Below are 13,902 nucleotides of genomic sequence, written 5' to 3'. Positions count from 1 at the left end.
CATGAAATCGGGGTGCGCGCGGCTGAGAAAGATCTGGGGGCCACGGTTCTCGCGAACGACCTTGAAGATCAGGCTGCGGATGCGATCGTTGACGCGCACCACTTCGCGCGGGATCTGCGCGTCGCGGCGGATGACGCCTTCCGCGCGGCCGAGGTCGACGACGACGTGGCCGAACTCGACGCGCTTGACGACGCCGGTGATGATCTCGCCGGCGCGGTCCTTGAATTCCTCATACTGACGCTCGCGCTCGGCGTCGCGGACCTTCTGGAAGATCACTTGCTTGGCGGCCTGCGCGGCGATGCGGCCGAACTCGATCGGGGGCAGTGGATCGACGATATAGTCGCCAGTGACCGCGCCCTTCTGGAGCTTTTGCGCCTGAGCGAGGTCGACCTGCTTGAAATAATCGTCGACGCCCTCGACCACCTCGACGACGCGCCACAGGCGGAGGTCGCCGGTCTGCGGATCGAGCTTGGCGCGGATGTCGTTCTCGGCGCCGTAACGCGACTTGGCAGCGCGCTGGATCGCGTCCTCCATCGCCTCGATGACGATGCCGCGGTCGATCATCTTCTCTGTCGCGACCGAGTTGGCGATCGCGATCAGTTCCGCGCGGTTGGCGGTGGCTGTGGCGGCGGTAGCTGCGGTTGCCATCAGTGCTGTTCCTCTACTCGCGTCTCGTCGGACGCATCGTCTTCCAGGTCTTCGAACTCGTCCGCGCCTTCGGCCGAAAGGGGCGCGGTGGCGGCGAGCAGGCGGTCGGTCATCACCAGTTTGGCGTCGCCAACGTCGGCGAACCCGACCGTCGCCATGCCGTGCTGCCCCAAGTCGACCGAGATCGTCTCGCCCTCTACGCCCGCCAGATTGCCGGTCAACTGCTTGCGCCCGTCGACCGGCTCGACCAGGCGGATGCGCGCCTCGTGCCCCTGCCAGTCCGCGAAGTCCTTGAGCCGGGTCAGCGGGCGGTCGATGCCGGGCGACGACACTTCGAGGCGATAAGCCTCGTCGATCGGGTCGCGGCCCTCGGCCTCCAGCGCGTCGAGCAGGTCGGAGATGCGGTGCGAGAGTCCGGTGCAATCGTCGATGGTGAGCTGACGCGTGTCGGGGCGCTCGGCCATCACCTGCAAGGTCGGATCGCCCTTGCCACCCTGCATCCGCACGCGCACCAGGTCGAAGCCGAGCGCGTTCGCTTCGGGTTCGATCAGGCGGTGGAGGAGGGCGAGGTCGGTCAAGTGAATATCCGTGTAAGCAAGCAGGAGGCGCGCCGCGGGGCAGGCCCCGCAGCCTCTTTCACCTGACGATGTAAGAGAATGCGAGCGCGATATACGCCCAACGGTCGCGGGGCACAAGTGCGCTGGTGGGGAACAAGGTCGGTGGTTCCCGGGTATGGCAGGGATGAAGACCGTCGCCTTTGCCGCCGCAGTCCTGCTTGCCGGACCCGCCTGCTCCGCCCAGCCGCAAGCGGATCGCGCTATGACCCCCGATGTGCCGCCGCAGCCGGCGTCGGCGACTCAGCCCGTTCCCGCCAATGCGCCGCTCGATCCCGCGATCCGCAACGTTCCTGCGGCCGCGGGCCACGCGAACCGCCATCAGTCGGCGCCGCCGTTCGCCATCGCGCCGATCGGGCAGTTCGACGCGCCCTTCGCAATGGCGTTCCTGCCCGGTGGCGACCTGCTGGTGACCGAGAAGGTGGGGCGCATGAAGCTGCGCACCGCCGATGGCAGCGTTGCCGAAGTGGCGGGCGTTCCCGCGGTGGCCGCAGGGGGGCAGGGCGGGCTGCTCGATGTCGCGCCTGCGCCCGATTTCGCGCGAAGCCACGTCGTCTATTGGACGTTTGCCGAAGCAGGGCAGGGCGGATCGGCGTTGGCGCTCGCGCGCGGGACGCTGACGTTGCGCCAGGTCCAGTGCGTCAGCGCGCCGTGCCCGCCGCAGGCGGCGCTGAGCCAAGCCGCGGTGATCTGGCGGTCGGGATCGAACGGCCCCGGCGGGCAGTTCGGCGCGAGCATCGCGTTTTCCCCCGACGGCCGGTTCCTGTTCCTGGGCTCGGGGGAGCGGCAGCGGTTCACGCCCGCGCAGGACCCGCAGCAATTGCTCGGCAAGATCGTCCGCCTGACACTCGACGGGCGCCCCGCACCGGGCAATCCGGCCGAGCCGGGGCAGCTAAGCGATATCTGGTCGAGCGGGCATCGCAACCCCTACGGCCTGGTCTTCGCGCCCGGCGGCCGGCTGTGGGAGGTCGAGATGGGTCCCAAGGGCGGCGACGAGATCAATTTGATCGAACCGGGTCGCAATTACGGCTGGCCGATCGTGTCAAACGGCGACAATTATTCCGGGCAGCCGATCCCCGACCATCCCAGCCGTCCGGACCTTGCCGCGCCCACCTTGTGGTGGAACCCGTCGATCTCGCCGTCGAGCATGATGCTCTACACCGGCGCCATGTTCCCGCAGTATCGCGGATCGCTGTTCGTCGGGGCGATGTCGACCGCGGGGCTGATCCGGGTCACGCTGAACGGCGCTAAGGCCAGCCCGGCCGAGTTCTGGGACTTCGGCGCGCGGATTCGCGACGTGGCGCAGGCGCCGGACGGCGCCATCTGGCTGCTGGAGGACGGCGCGCGCGGATCGAACGGGCGGCTGCTGCGGCTGACGCCCAAGCCCTAGCGGACGAGCAGATAGTTCATGCGCGCGGCGGCGATCGGCTTGGCTGGGTCGTCCTGCCAGGCGGTCGCCTCGACGTTGGCGACGCGGGTTCCCAGCCGAGTGACCACGCCCGCGGCGCGGGTGGGCTTGTCGCGGCCGCCGCGCATGAAGTCGACCGTCACGTTGATCGGCTTGATCCGGCCACCGCCTTCGGCCGTCAGTGCATGGTCGAGCGCGGCGATCGCGGCCATCTCCAGCAGCCCGGCGATCGCGCCGCCGTGGAGGAAACCGGGGCGGCCCAGGACGTCGTCGCCGAAGGGCATGGCGAGGACCGGCGCGCCGTCTCCCGCCTCTATCGCGACGCCGAGGACGCCGGCGTAGGGGGGCAGCGTCATGCTCACGCGTCCAGCGTCATGTAGGTGCCGGCGACGTGGGCGACCGGATCGCCGGGATCGCCGTCGTGCGCTTGGCCACGGATGAAGGCGATGGCGCGAGTTATGCGGTAGCATTCGCCGCGGCCGATCACCGCCTGGCCGGTGCGTGCCGGACGGAGATAGTCGACGCGCAGGTCGAGCGTTGCGTGGGGGACGAAGGCGTCGCGCTTGGCCCACACCGCGATGCTGGTCGCGACGTCCATCAGCGCGATGATCGGGCCCGAGGCGAGGACCTGCCCCTCCACGTCGCCGATCAGGTCGGCGGACCACGGCAGGACCATCTCGACCCAATCGGGGCCGTGAGCATGATAGCCGAGCCCGAGCCGGCCGCCATGTCCGCCGAAGCGGTGGCGCGAGAAGCGTTCGACATCGAAACCCATTGCGGGCGCTTACCATGCGCGCCGCGGCGTGCAACATGGCACGGTTGCAGGAGAGGATCGATGAACGACCGCGTGACCATCGCCGTGGCGGACGGCGTCGCCGACGTGCGGCTGAACCGCGCCGACAAGATGAATGCGCTCGATCCGGCGATGTTCGACGGGATCGTCGATGCGATCGACCGGCTGGCGGCGATGCGCGACGTGCGCTGCGTCGTGCTGTCGGGCGAGGGGCGGGCGTTCTGCGCGGGGCTCGACATGGCGTCGATGGCGGGGGGCGGATCGGGGCTCGACCCGGCGCGGACGCACGGCGCCGCCAATACCGTGCAGCAGGTGGCGTGGGGCTGGCGGACGCTGCCGATGCCGGTGATCGCCGCGGTCCACGGGGTCGCGTTCGGCGGCGGGTTCCAGATCATGTCGGGCGCCGACATCCGCATCGCGCGCGCCGACGCGCGCTTCGCGATTCGCGAGAGTTACTGGGGGCTGGTGCCCGACATGGCCGGCATCGCGCTGTGGCGAACGCTGGCGCGCGACGACATGTTGCGTGAGCTGACCTACACCGCGCGCGAGTTCGACGCGGCGGAGGCCGAGCGACTGGGCTTCGTCACCCGGCTGGCCGACGATCCGCTGGCCGAGGCGATGGCGCTGGCGCGGACGATCGCCGGGCGCAGCCCCGATGCGATCCGCGGCGCCAAGCGGTTGTACAATCTGGCCGCCGACGGCGATGCCGCGGCGGTGTTGCAGGCGGAGACCGACGAGCAGCTCAAGGTGATCCGGACGCCCGACCAGATCGAGCAGGTGCGGGCAAACATGGAAAAAAGAACGGCCATTTTCAGCGGCTAAAGGCCGAGACGTTGACACCGGTTGACGCGTGGACGTGGGTGTCAACGTGTTGGCGTTGCGGGTGCCGGCGCGCGGCTTGGCGACGCCCGTGGCGGCTGACGTTGACACTGGTTGACGCGTGGATTTCGGGGGCAACGTCGCAACGCGGCGGGTGCCGGTGTGCAGTTTGGCAAGGCGCCGGCAAGCGGACGTTGACACTGGTTGACACGTGGATGCTGGTCGTTGGATGCCCCGAGGCTGCCGCTGCTTTCCGGGCGCGGAGCGGCGATGGGGAGGGCGGATCGGCATGGCACAGGGTCATGCACATCTTGCAGTCTGTAGGACAGGCTTACGCATTCGACCGGAGGCGTTCATAGCGGGCACGTTCGCGGTGGGAGAAAAATCCGGTGAGTTTGTCGACGGCCCTGGCGCGGGCGAAGACCGAGGAAGACGTCAAGGACGCCTATATCGCGGCCCTCGACCTCCGGGAGTATTTCAAGGGGCTCGTCGACATCCAGACCGACAAGGTCTGGTTCGAAGCCAAGGAAGCGCCCACCGCGCCGCTGATCATGTTCGCCCAATTGCTGGTCTATGTCCGCGCGGCCAAGCTGCGCGGCGAGCCGATCCCGGCGTTCCTGGCGGTCATCGATCGGGAGAAGGGCGCGATCCTGGAGACGCGGGACGCGCTGCCCGTGCTCGACGACGCGACCGTCGTATGGCCGGCGTCCGGATCGGCGGCGGGTAAGGAGCTGGCCGGCCGACTCGCGCCGTATATCGGCGACCGGTTCACGACCTATCCCATCGCCAGCCTCGCCGACCAGTTCTGCGCGGCGATCACCGCGGCGATCCGCGACGGCGAGATCATCCGGACGCCGATCACGCCCGACAATCTGCGTCAGGTGTTCGACAAATGGGTCGCCATGATCGGCAGCGAGCTCGATGTCGCCAATCCGGTCGACTACGCCACGTTGTTCTTCACCGACATCATGCACGACGGCAACCAGTCCGCCTATGCGTCGGTTGGCGCCAATCTGGTCACGCAGGACGGCAGGCCTGCCTTTTTCCTGCGCGGTTCGACCAGCCTGCTCGTCGTGAAGAACCTGCGGTCCTACCGCGATTTCTGGGCGATCTACCTGCGTCCGCCCGAGGAGAGGCACCGGCGCTGGCTGCTCGAACGGCGCGACAGCCTGCTTCCCCTCGACGAGCAGAAGTTCAAGGGTGCGTTCTATACCCCGCTGCACATCGTCGACAAAGCCTATGAGCAGCTGGTCGCCACCCTTGGGCCGAACTGGCAGGACCGCTACATCGTCTGGGACATGTGCTGCGGGGTCGGCAATCTGGAGGTCAAGCACAGCAATTACCGCAACGTGTTCATGTCGACGCTGGACAGCCAAGATATCGACATCATGCGCGCGAACCGGATCTGCGTCGGCGCGGAGATGTTCCAGTACGACTATCTCAACGACGACGTCACCGACTTCGGCGAGATCGACTATGCGCTGACGAACAAGGTTCCGATGGCGCTGCGCCAGGCGATCGCCGACGCGAAGGCGGGCAAGGAAGGGGCAAAGCCCGTTCTGGTGCTGATCAACCCGCCTTATGCGGAGAGCGGGTCGGGCATCGTCAAAGGTGACGAAAACAAGATCGGAGTCGAGAAGACTCGCATCAACAACCTCATGCGCGAGATGAACCTGGGTTACGCCAGCAAGGAGTTGTTCGTGCAGTTCTTGATTCGCATCGGACAGGAGTTACCGAATTCGATGCTCGCGATGTTTAGCACCCTCAAATATGTGAATGCGCCAAACTTCGAACCGTTTCGTGGGATTTGGCGAGCGACATATTTGGACGGCTTTCTTGTCCATAGTCGCGCGTTCGATGGTCTCAACGGCGACTTCCCCATCGGGTTCCTGATCTGGGATCAAGGCCGGCCTGAGACCATTCGGGACATCGCGACGGTTGCGCTCGATAGGAGCGGCGCGTTGTTTGGCGAAAAGATGTATGCAGTACGCCCAACCTCTTCACTCCTGAATGCTTGGATATCTGCTCCGCAAGCGCGCGGCGCTTTAGCATTGCCGCTGTCCAACGCCCTTACGGTCTCCCGCAATCCACGAAGGAAGCTGTCGTGCGAAGGGGCATTGGGGTACCTGTTCGCAGGCAACAACGATTTGCAGAACGCAGCTACTGGGACGTGCCTGACGTCGTCCATTTATACTGGCAGGAACGGCGGCGGATCCTATGTTTTGCCCGAAAACCTTGACCGTTCAGCCATCGTCTTCAGCGTCCGCCGCCTCATCAAGCCGACCTGGCTCAACGACCGCGACCAGTTCCTGCAACCGTCGGAGCCGCTGAGCGATGTGTTCAAATCGGACTGTCTTGTCTGGATGCTGTTCAATGGCAGCAACCTGACCGTCGGGGCCGATGACTTGCGCTGGGACGACCGCGACTGGAGCCTCGTCAATCACTTCATCCCGTTTACCGAAGGCGAGGTCGGGGCGAGCGGGCGGTTCGAGTCCGACTTCATGGTCCGCTACATGGCGGGCATGACGTTCTCGGCCGAAGCGCGGGCGGTGCTCGACGCAGGGCGCGCGCTGTGGACGCGCTATCATGCGACGAGCTTCCCGCGCAAAATCCGCGACGAATACAAGCTGAACCGCGCCGATGCCGGATGGTACCAGGTCCGCCGGTCGCTCGAAGCTTATGGCGACACCGAGCTGACCGATTTCGACCCGTTCAAGGCAGCCTATGCCGCGCTCGGCGCCAAGCTGCGGCCGATGGTGTTCGATCTTGGCTTTCTGCCAAGGTAATCCGCCTGCGACGTCCGCCACGGGCGGTCAAGAAGAAGAAGCGGGGTCCCGGGTCGAGCCCGGGGCGACGATGGAGGGGCTCGCGCCCTATTTCTCGATGAGCCCGATCTCAACGAGCCGCTGGTGAAGGTAATCGTGCGCGGTGATCGGGGTCGGGTAGCGGTTCGGGTTGTCCGGGGTGATCGTCCCCGGCAACGTTTCGATCGGGAAATCGGGGGCGGGGTGGAGAAAGAAGGGCATCGAATAGCGCGAGTGGCCGCGGCGCTCGGGCGGCGGGTTGACGACGCGGTGGGTTGTCGAGGGGAGGACGTGGTTGGTGAGGCGCTGGAGCATGTCGCCGACGTTGACCACCATCGCGCCTTCGGGCGGGCGGATCGCCATCCATTGGCCGGTCTGGCGGTCGAGCAGCTCCAGGCCCGCCTCCTCGGCGCCGAGCAGCAGAGTGATGAGGTTGATGTCCTCGTGCGCGCCGGCGCGGACGCCTTCGGCATCCTGCGCGATCGGGGGATAGTGGAGGAGGCGCAGGACGCTGTTGCCGTCCTTGACCGCGGGGTCGAACCAGTCGGGGGCGAGGCCCAGGTAGCGGGCGATGGCCGAGAGCAGCTTGTCGCCGGCGCGGTCGAAGGCGGTGAAGAGATCGAGGAAGGTGTCCCGGAACCCCTCGGGACGCGCGGGCCAGACGTTGGGCGCCATGCGGTCGGCGTAGCGGTGGCCTGCGGAAAGCTCGCGGCCGATGTGCCAGAATTCCTTGAGGTCGACCGCGCTCGCGCCCTTGGCGATCTCGGTCTTGAAGGGGGTGTAGCCGCGCGCGCCGCCGCCGCCGAGGGTGTGATAGCCGCGCTTTTCCGCGTCGGGGAGCGCGAACAGCGCCGCGGTCTCCTCCCACGCGCGGTCGATCAGCGGCAGGGGCACGCCGTGGTCGGCGACGATGGCGAAGCCGTAGCGCTGAAACGACGCACCGAAATCCGCCGCGAACCCCGCCGGATCGCTCGCCTGGGCGGCGAGGCTGAGCGTGGGCACCTGGGCCAAGGGCGTGTCGAGCATGGGACCGGTCCGCTTCGATGATGGAAGCCCGACATAGGCGCGCGTGAGCGGCGACGCAAAGGTTCGGCCGTGCGCTCAGGTGCCGATGACGATCGTTCCGGCGGACCGATCCGCGCCCTTGGGGGTGAGCTCCATGCGGAAGGGCTTCTTGTCCTCGTCCTGGCCGACGATCGCATCGCCTTCGCTGTGGAGGGTGAAGCCCGCGGTCTTGAGGCGGCCGAGGAACCAGTCGCGGACGGTGGCGGGCGCGGCCGGGCTGGAGAAAGCGATGTGGACGCCGTTCAGATCGAAATTGTCCGCGTCGAGCTTGATCTTGGGCAGGGTGAACTCGCCCTTGAAGCCGGGCAGGTCGATCTTCACCGCGCCGGACTTGCCGTCGATCGCGGCGGCGGCGTTGCCGTCGCCGGCGTTATTGTTGCGGTTGATGGTGACCGACGTGCCGTCGCCGCGATTGCTGTCGCAGGCGCCGAGCTGGAGCGCGAGCGTGGCGAGGAGGATCGGGCGCAGCATCGGGCGGTCTCCGGCGGGTGTGATGGTCAGGTAAGACGGTGTAATACGGATGGGGAGCAGGAGCAAGCGACGCGCATCCCCGGCCGCGGCGACGGAACCGCCGCGGGGCCGTCGCCGTTCGCTTCGGCACATGGCCGCAACCCCTGCGGCCGACCACGGAGGTTTGCGATGGGCGGACATCAGATACCGGGCATGGGATCGGGCGACGACGGCTATGACGAGGAAGGCTATGACGAGAGCCAGCGCGCCGAAATCCTGGAGGCGACGCGCAACGGGCCGACCGACGGGCTGATCCTGACCGATCTCGATCCCGACCTGGGCGGCGACGATGCCGAGGACGAGCCGATCGACGAGCTCGACATGGATTCCGAAGAGGTCGGCGAGGCCTCCGCCGAGGTCGACGCCGACGAGGACGATCTGGACGAGGACGACGTGCAGGACGAATTCGATGCCGATGCGGTCGGCAAGGATGCCGACGGCGACGATGCCGATGACGACAATCTCGACGACGCGGACGACGTGGCGCTGCGGCCATGACGGCCCCGGTGCGGCCGGGGGTTCCGCCGCACGCGGGTTGGGAGGGGCCGCTGCGCACGCTGGCCGGCGTTTCGACGTGCGCTGCGCTGCTCGGTTGTTCGAACCCCGACGCGACCGCGCCTCCGGTCGACGTCAATGCCGCGGCGGCGCGGGCGCAGGACGACATCGCCAATTATGCGGTAGCGCGCGGGCAGCGGCCTGCTTCCAAGGCCAAAGTGGCGGCGGGGCAGTCGCGGTAGGCCGGTGGGCGGACGGGTGAAGCGCAAGGCGGGGCTGGCGGCGGCCGCGGCGATGGCCGTGCGCCCTCCAGCCGACGTCGCCTGCGCCTTGTGCGACCGGCCGCTCGGCGCAAAGGTGGAGTGGCACCATGTCGTGCCCAGGAGCGAGGGCGGGCGCGAGACCGCACCCGTCCACCCGATCTGCCACCGCACGATCCACGCGAGCGTCGGCAATGCCGAGCTGGCGCGGGATTACGCCGATCTCGGGGCGCTGAGGGCGCGCGAGGATATCGCGCGCTTCCTGCGCTGGGTGGCGGGCAAGCCCGCCGACTTCCATGCGCCGGTGCGGCGGGGGCGTTGACCGGGCGGCGGCTGGTAAGGCGCGCGGCGGAGGGGTCATACCTGCCGTGCCGGCCGATTTGTCGCCATCCGCCTCCTTCCCGGTCGCCTTCGTCCATGCTGTGCGCGTGCGCGGAAGGTCACTGGAACGTCGCATCCTACACGGGTGCGCTCAGGCCCGGTGCTCGTGCGGCGGCGCGGGGAGATAGTCGTTGACGTCGAGCAGATCGGCCTCCACATCGGTGTCGACCAGCGCCGCCATCGCCGCCGGAAAGCTGCCCGCCATCGCGCCGATCGCCGCGGCGCGCCCCTGCTGATCGGCCGCGTCGCCGAACATGGCCGGGTGAAGGTGACGAAGCAGGAACATCAGCATCCGGTCGGACGGGATGCTGGTCTCCGCGATGATGCGATTGTCCTTCCAGATCGTGCGCGGCGTGCCGGTGATCGCGCGCTCGAAGGCGACCGCGGTCAGGCGGTTGGCCGCAGTCATCAGCGCGGCTTTCCAGGCGCGGGCGAAGGCGGTGCCCGCGGGATGGTTGCGCAGGCGATAGGCAGAGCGTGGCGTGATCTCCGCGGCCTCGGCGGCATGCGCGACGCTGCCGGTGTTGGCGAGCGTGTTGAGGAACAGGCCCTGTCGCTCGGCGGTCCAGCCGTCCTTGCGGCGGCGCAGCGCGACGACGGGTTCGCGATCGGGCTTGATGCGGGGGTTGCCGGGGTTCGGATCGTGATCGGGATCGTTGCGGGACAGACCGTCCGCCCAATATTCGTACGGATCGATCGAGGACTCGCCGGCAGCGTTACGGGAGGGTTTCATGGGAGGCTCCTGTTGTTGGAGCCGGACCAGTTATAGGGGGTTGGGGCTGTAGGACAGCGTGTTTGTTGCCAATCGACCGCCCGCCGTTCATTCAGGGGCGTGTCCACGATCCATCTCGTCCCCGACGACCTTCGCCAGCTCTACCACGTCGATGAATGGCGCAACGCTGCGGGCGTGCTCGCTACGGCATGCCCTGCGGAATGGGCCGAGATTATCCAGGTGCTGCGCGGCTTTCGGCTGCTGCGTTCGGAGGTCCAAGCGGCGGGCGGCGGCAAATCGCCGATTTCGCGCCAGATCGACGGCGGCTTCTACGCGCTCGGTTGGAAGGAGAAGCAGTTTCGGACGGCCATCAAGCTCGATGACGAGACCTTCGAGAGTCCGACGCACAAGATCGACTGCTTGAAGGGGCGGGTTGCTTTGGAAGTCGAGTGGAACAACAAGGATCCATTCTTCGACCGCGATCTCAATAACTTTCGTCTGCTGTTCGACCTACGGGCGATCGACGTGGGCGTGATCGTCACGCGCGGCAGCGAGCTTCAGGCGATTTTCAAGTCGCTCGGCAAGGGTGCGTCCTATGGCGCTTCGACCACGCACCGTGACAAGTTGAAGCCGCGGATCGAAGGCGGCGGCGGGGGCGGCTGCCCGGTGCTGACGTTCGCGATCAAACCGGACCTGTACGTCGATGATGGCCCGCCAACGCCGGGTCAACTGAACGCCGCGGCCGCGATGCCGCCGGAGGAATAAGCTATTCCGCCGCTTGTGGGATTGCGCTGTTGTGGGCGTAGGTGTCCCATGTCGGCTTGTAATCGTCGTCGGCCTGGTTGCCCCAGACGGTCCACCCCGGCCGGGTGCCGCGGCTGAACAGTTCCAGGCGGGGACCCCAGCTGCACGATTCGATGATGTCGTATTGCTCGTCGGGCTTGCGGCTGTGTTCGCGCTTGCGGGTGCCCATCAGATTGACCTGGCTGCGGCCGGGCGCAAGCGTGCGGGCGTTCTTGCCGCGGACGCCGAACAGCAGCAGTTCGGTGACGTTGCGGAAGTAGAAACCGACCCCGCGCCCGTCCGAGCCGCCATCCTTGCGTATCTTGTGCCAGACGATGTTTGAGATGTAGCGAAAACCCCACGCTTCCATGACCCGCAGCCCCTCGGGCAGCAGCGCGTTGGGCACCCAGAGGTATAGGTGCGAGGGATCGTCGACGATGTCGGCAACCGGTAACGCGCAAATGTCGTCGAGCGTCATGGTGCCGTAGCGGTTGAGCCGCTTGTGCTCGGGCGCGACTTTACCCGTGCGGTTCTGGAACTGCCACGGCGGATCGGCGAGAATCGTACCGAACCGCTTGCCGCACGCGGTGGCGAGGAGGTCGATGTGGGCGTCTACTGAAGACATGTCGTCTGATGTACTGCGCTATTCGAACCCGAAGTCTGATTGGCGATCATCAGGCTTCGTGGGACGATCCTTCTTGGGTCGCGGCGTACGAAGGTACAACCGCCAAGCCGCCCGTAAGGACGCCATTCTACGGATAAACTCGCGATCATTCATCGGTGCGACAGATTGGAGATCGACCAATGTCATGTGTCGGTCGCCCCCCTCGCGCGCCTCCGTATCTACAAGCCAGAATCGCGCGTTCTCGTAATAATCTGGAATATAAGCATCTTCCAACACGCGCCGCATGAAGGCTGGATTGTACGGCCAGAGCGTTGGATATTTCCTTGGTTGAAGGAATATTAAGTTCGGCAAACCATCAACAGCGCAGACTGTTTCAGGTTTGAGGGAGATATTAAATTCTCGATCAACAGCGTACGAAACCTCATCTAACGGATAAAAGTGACGTCCTCGAAAACGTGTGCATTCCCATAGAAGTTCTGCAACTTTCGTATTAGAATTTCTCGCAACGTCCAGCTTAATCTTCTCTAGTCCAGCCGTAATAACTTCATACGGTAGAGTCGCAGACAGAAGCGCTGGCGTCAGTTTACGTACTTTCTGATACGAAAAAGGCCCGCCTTCGCCGAAATATGTGCTTACACGCCGCGTGGTCTCTCCCGACGTCGTCGCCGTCATCCGAGATGCATCTAGCAGGTTAACACGGCGCTTCACGTAAGTCTCCTTAATGACTGGATATAAAAGAAGGTAGACGCTTGAAATGCATTAGGATTAACTCATCCGGTATTCTCATTCCTGGATATATCGAGTCTTCCGCCTGCTGCCACACATATTCCCAAGGTCCGTCCTCGACGTGAGACTCGTCAACAAGCTGTGATGCCGTGTATTTTCCATACCAATCTAGAACTGATAGTATAAGGTCAGAATCAGTCCGATCAATGTTCGGTTCTCTCACTATGTACTCCCCTGTGAGGGGATCCAAGTGACGTGCTCGAACACCATTTAACGGCCGGTTCTTGTGCTGCTTGAATTGATCGTACAAGACTCGTTGGACCGGGCCATATTGCCAAGCTTCAAATTTATTCTTCAGCAAGGGCCTGTCTAGTGTAGCAAAGAACCAACCATGAGCAAAATATAGTAGCTTTTGTAGAGCCAGATTTGTTACAGATATACCTCTTCGTTCGGCGGCTTCGAGAATGAAATTAGCTACGTCGCGAACGTCATACATGGCTGAGAACTCGCTTGCGGCGATAACCGTGCGGTCCTTCTGAGATAAGCAGGTAAGGCATGGTTCCACATTCGTTCCGTATCACATGGCGTCCGGCGTGGGAACCTCACTCCGCCGCAACCCCAGCCGCCGCGAACATGTCCGCTTCCCCCAAATCCTCATTCGCCGCGGGTCGCCCCAGCTTCGCCTTCTGGCGCTTGTCGAACGAGTCCCAGACGTCGTTCCACTGGCCCTTGGTCGCGGCCTTCGAATATTCGGTCGCGCGCTGTTCGAAGAAATTGGCGTGTTCGACGCCGTTCAGCATCGGCGCGAGCCAGGGGAGGGGGTGTTCGTCGATCATGTAGATCGGCTTCAGCCCCAATTGGTTCATCCGCCAGTCGGCGATGAAGCGGATGTACTTCTTGATCTCCTTGGGGGTCATGCCGTGGACCGGGCCCATCTCGAACGCCAGGTCGATGAAATTGTCCTCCAGCCGGATCGTCGTCTGGCAGACGTCGGCGATGTCGTCCTTGACCGCCTTGGTCAGGCACTGACGCTCGTGGCAGAAGGTGTGGAACATCTTGATGATGCCCTCGCAGTGCAGGCTTTCGTCGCGGATCGACCAGGTGACGATCTGGCCCATGCCCTTCATCTTGTTGAAGCGCGGGAAGTTCATCAGCATGGCAAAGCTGGCGAAGAGCTGGACGCCTTCGGTGAAGCCGCCGAACATCGCGAGCGTGCGCGCGATGTCCTGATCGTTGTCGACGCCGAAGTTCTGCATGTA

The 13,902-nt window shown here is 65.2% G+C and carries 18 protein-coding genes; 7 read left to right on the top strand and 11 right to left on the bottom strand.

The window, feature by feature from the left end; translation table 11 throughout:
• Both ACE5C1_RS00545 and rimP read right to left on the bottom strand, forming a co-directional pair.
• Window positions 1-648, bottom strand: a 648-nt coding sequence (locus ACE5C1_RS00545; RefSeq protein WP_374942114.1) for a transcription termination/antitermination protein NusA, incomplete at its 3' end; no start/stop codon positions are given.
• Window positions 648-1,226 (bottom strand): ribosome maturation protein RimP, encoded by a 579-nt coding sequence (rimP, locus tag ACE5C1_RS00540; RefSeq protein ID WP_374942113.1) that lies wholly within the window; start codon window positions 1,224-1,226, stop codon window positions 648-650. The genes rimP and ACE5C1_RS00545, both read right to left, overlap by 1 nt.
• Window positions 1,227-1,389: 163 nt before the next feature.
• On the opposite strand from rimP, the gene ACE5C1_RS00535 reads away from it, so the two are divergent.
• Window positions 1,390-2,652 (top strand): PQQ-dependent sugar dehydrogenase, encoded by a 1,263-nt coding sequence (locus tag ACE5C1_RS00535; RefSeq protein ID WP_374942112.1) that lies wholly within the window; start codon window positions 1,390-1,392, stop codon window positions 2,650-2,652.
• Here ACE5C1_RS00535 and ACE5C1_RS00530 read toward each other — a convergent pair.
• Both ACE5C1_RS00530 and ACE5C1_RS00525 read right to left on the bottom strand, forming a co-directional pair.
• Window positions 2,649-3,026, bottom strand: coding sequence for a PaaI family thioesterase (locus ACE5C1_RS00530; RefSeq protein WP_374942111.1), 378 nt, complete (start codon window positions 3,024-3,026; stop codon window positions 2,649-2,651). The genes ACE5C1_RS00535 and ACE5C1_RS00530 overlap by 4 nt on opposite strands.
• Window positions 3,027-3,028: 2 nt before the next feature.
• Window positions 3,029-3,445, bottom strand: coding sequence for a PaaI family thioesterase (locus ACE5C1_RS00525; protein WP_374942110.1), 417 nt, complete (start codon window positions 3,443-3,445; stop codon window positions 3,029-3,031).
• A gap of 60 nt (window positions 3,446-3,505) precedes the next feature.
• Here ACE5C1_RS00525 and ACE5C1_RS00520 point away from each other — a divergent pair, with 60 nt between their 5' ends.
• Both ACE5C1_RS00520 and ACE5C1_RS00515 read left to right on the top strand, forming a co-directional pair.
• On the top strand, window positions 3,506-4,285 hold the full coding sequence (locus ACE5C1_RS00520; protein WP_374942109.1) for a crotonase/enoyl-CoA hydratase family protein: 780 nt from the start codon (window positions 3,506-3,508) through the stop codon (window positions 4,283-4,285).
• A gap of 671 nt (window positions 4,286-4,956) precedes the next feature.
• Entirely contained in the window at window positions 4,957-7,068 is a 2,112-nt protein-coding gene (locus ACE5C1_RS00515) for a hypothetical protein (protein WP_374942108.1), read from the top strand.
• Between the two features lie 87 nt (window positions 7,069-7,155).
• Here ACE5C1_RS00515 and ACE5C1_RS00510 read toward each other — a convergent pair whose 3' ends face one another.
• Both ACE5C1_RS00510 and ACE5C1_RS00505 read right to left on the bottom strand, forming a co-directional pair.
• A complete protein-coding gene (locus tag ACE5C1_RS00510; protein ID WP_374942107.1) occupies window positions 7,156-8,112 on the bottom strand; it encodes an isopenicillin N synthase family dioxygenase in 957 nt (318 codons plus the stop codon).
• A gap of 75 nt (window positions 8,113-8,187) precedes the next feature.
• A complete protein-coding gene (locus ACE5C1_RS00505; protein WP_374942106.1) occupies window positions 8,188-8,622 on the bottom strand; it encodes a hypothetical protein in 435 nt (144 codons plus the stop codon).
• Between the two features lie 168 nt (window positions 8,623-8,790).
• Here ACE5C1_RS00505 and ACE5C1_RS00500 point away from each other — a divergent pair, with 168 nt between their 5' ends.
• From ACE5C1_RS00500 to ACE5C1_RS00490, 3 genes are read left to right on the top strand one after another with little or no spacing between them, the layout of a single operon-like run.
• The gene (locus tag ACE5C1_RS00500) at window positions 8,791-9,159 is read left to right on the top strand and encodes a DNA primase (RefSeq protein WP_374942105.1); all 369 of its coding nucleotides are present in this window, start codon (window positions 8,791-8,793) and stop codon (window positions 9,157-9,159) included.
• Window positions 9,156-9,398, top strand: coding sequence for a hypothetical protein (locus tag ACE5C1_RS00495; RefSeq protein WP_374942104.1), 243 nt, complete (start codon window positions 9,156-9,158; stop codon window positions 9,396-9,398). The genes ACE5C1_RS00500 and ACE5C1_RS00495 overlap by 4 nt, the downstream gene beginning before the upstream one ends.
• Before the next feature lie 52 nt (window positions 9,399-9,450).
• Window positions 9,451-9,738 carry an HNH endonuclease gene (locus tag ACE5C1_RS00490; RefSeq protein ID WP_374942115.1) on the top strand — a complete coding sequence of 96 codons (288 nt, stop codon included), beginning with the start codon at window positions 9,451-9,453 and terminating at the stop codon, window positions 9,736-9,738.
• A gap of 150 nt (window positions 9,739-9,888) precedes the next feature.
• Here ACE5C1_RS00490 and ACE5C1_RS00485 read toward each other — a convergent pair whose 3' ends face one another.
• Window positions 9,889-10,530: a hypothetical protein gene (locus ACE5C1_RS00485; RefSeq protein ID WP_374942103.1), complete on the bottom strand. Its 642-nt coding sequence runs from the start codon at window positions 10,528-10,530 to the stop codon at window positions 9,889-9,891.
• A 99-nt stretch (window positions 10,531-10,629) separates the two neighbouring features.
• Between ACE5C1_RS00485 and ACE5C1_RS00480 the strand changes: the two genes are divergently transcribed.
• Window positions 10,630-11,274: a BglII/BstYI family type II restriction endonuclease gene (locus ACE5C1_RS00480; protein WP_374942102.1), complete on the top strand. Its 645-nt coding sequence runs from the start codon at window positions 10,630-10,632 to the stop codon at window positions 11,272-11,274.
• A gap of 1 nt (window position 11,275) precedes the next feature.
• Here the strand turns inward: ACE5C1_RS00480 and ACE5C1_RS00475 are convergent, their stop codons facing one another.
• The 4 genes from ACE5C1_RS00475 to ACE5C1_RS00460 all read right to left on the bottom strand — a co-directional run.
• Complete coding sequence (locus tag ACE5C1_RS00475; RefSeq protein ID WP_374942101.1) at window positions 11,276-11,917, bottom strand: MT-A70 family methyltransferase; 642 nt, start codon at window positions 11,915-11,917, stop codon at window positions 11,276-11,278.
• Window positions 11,918-11,935: 18 nt separating this feature from the next.
• Complete coding sequence (locus ACE5C1_RS00470) at window positions 11,936-12,625, bottom strand: hypothetical protein (protein WP_374942100.1); 690 nt, start codon at window positions 12,623-12,625, stop codon at window positions 11,936-11,938.
• Between the two features lie 10 nt (window positions 12,626-12,635).
• Window positions 12,636-13,139 carry a Panacea domain-containing protein gene (locus ACE5C1_RS00465; protein WP_374942099.1) on the bottom strand — a complete coding sequence of 168 codons (504 nt, stop codon included), beginning with the start codon at window positions 13,137-13,139 and terminating at the stop codon, window positions 12,636-12,638.
• A gap of 106 nt (window positions 13,140-13,245) precedes the next feature.
• Window positions 13,246-13,902: ribonucleotide-diphosphate reductase subunit beta (locus ACE5C1_RS00460; RefSeq protein WP_374942098.1), on the bottom strand; the 657-nt coding region annotated here is incomplete at its 5' end.

This window comes from Sphingomonas sp., assembly GCF_964263785.1.
Lineage (GTDB): Bacteria > Pseudomonadota > Alphaproteobacteria > Sphingomonadales > Sphingomonadaceae > Sphingomonas.
Note: the sequence above shows the minus strand (reverse complement) of the source record. Positions and strands in the feature narration are given on the sequence as shown.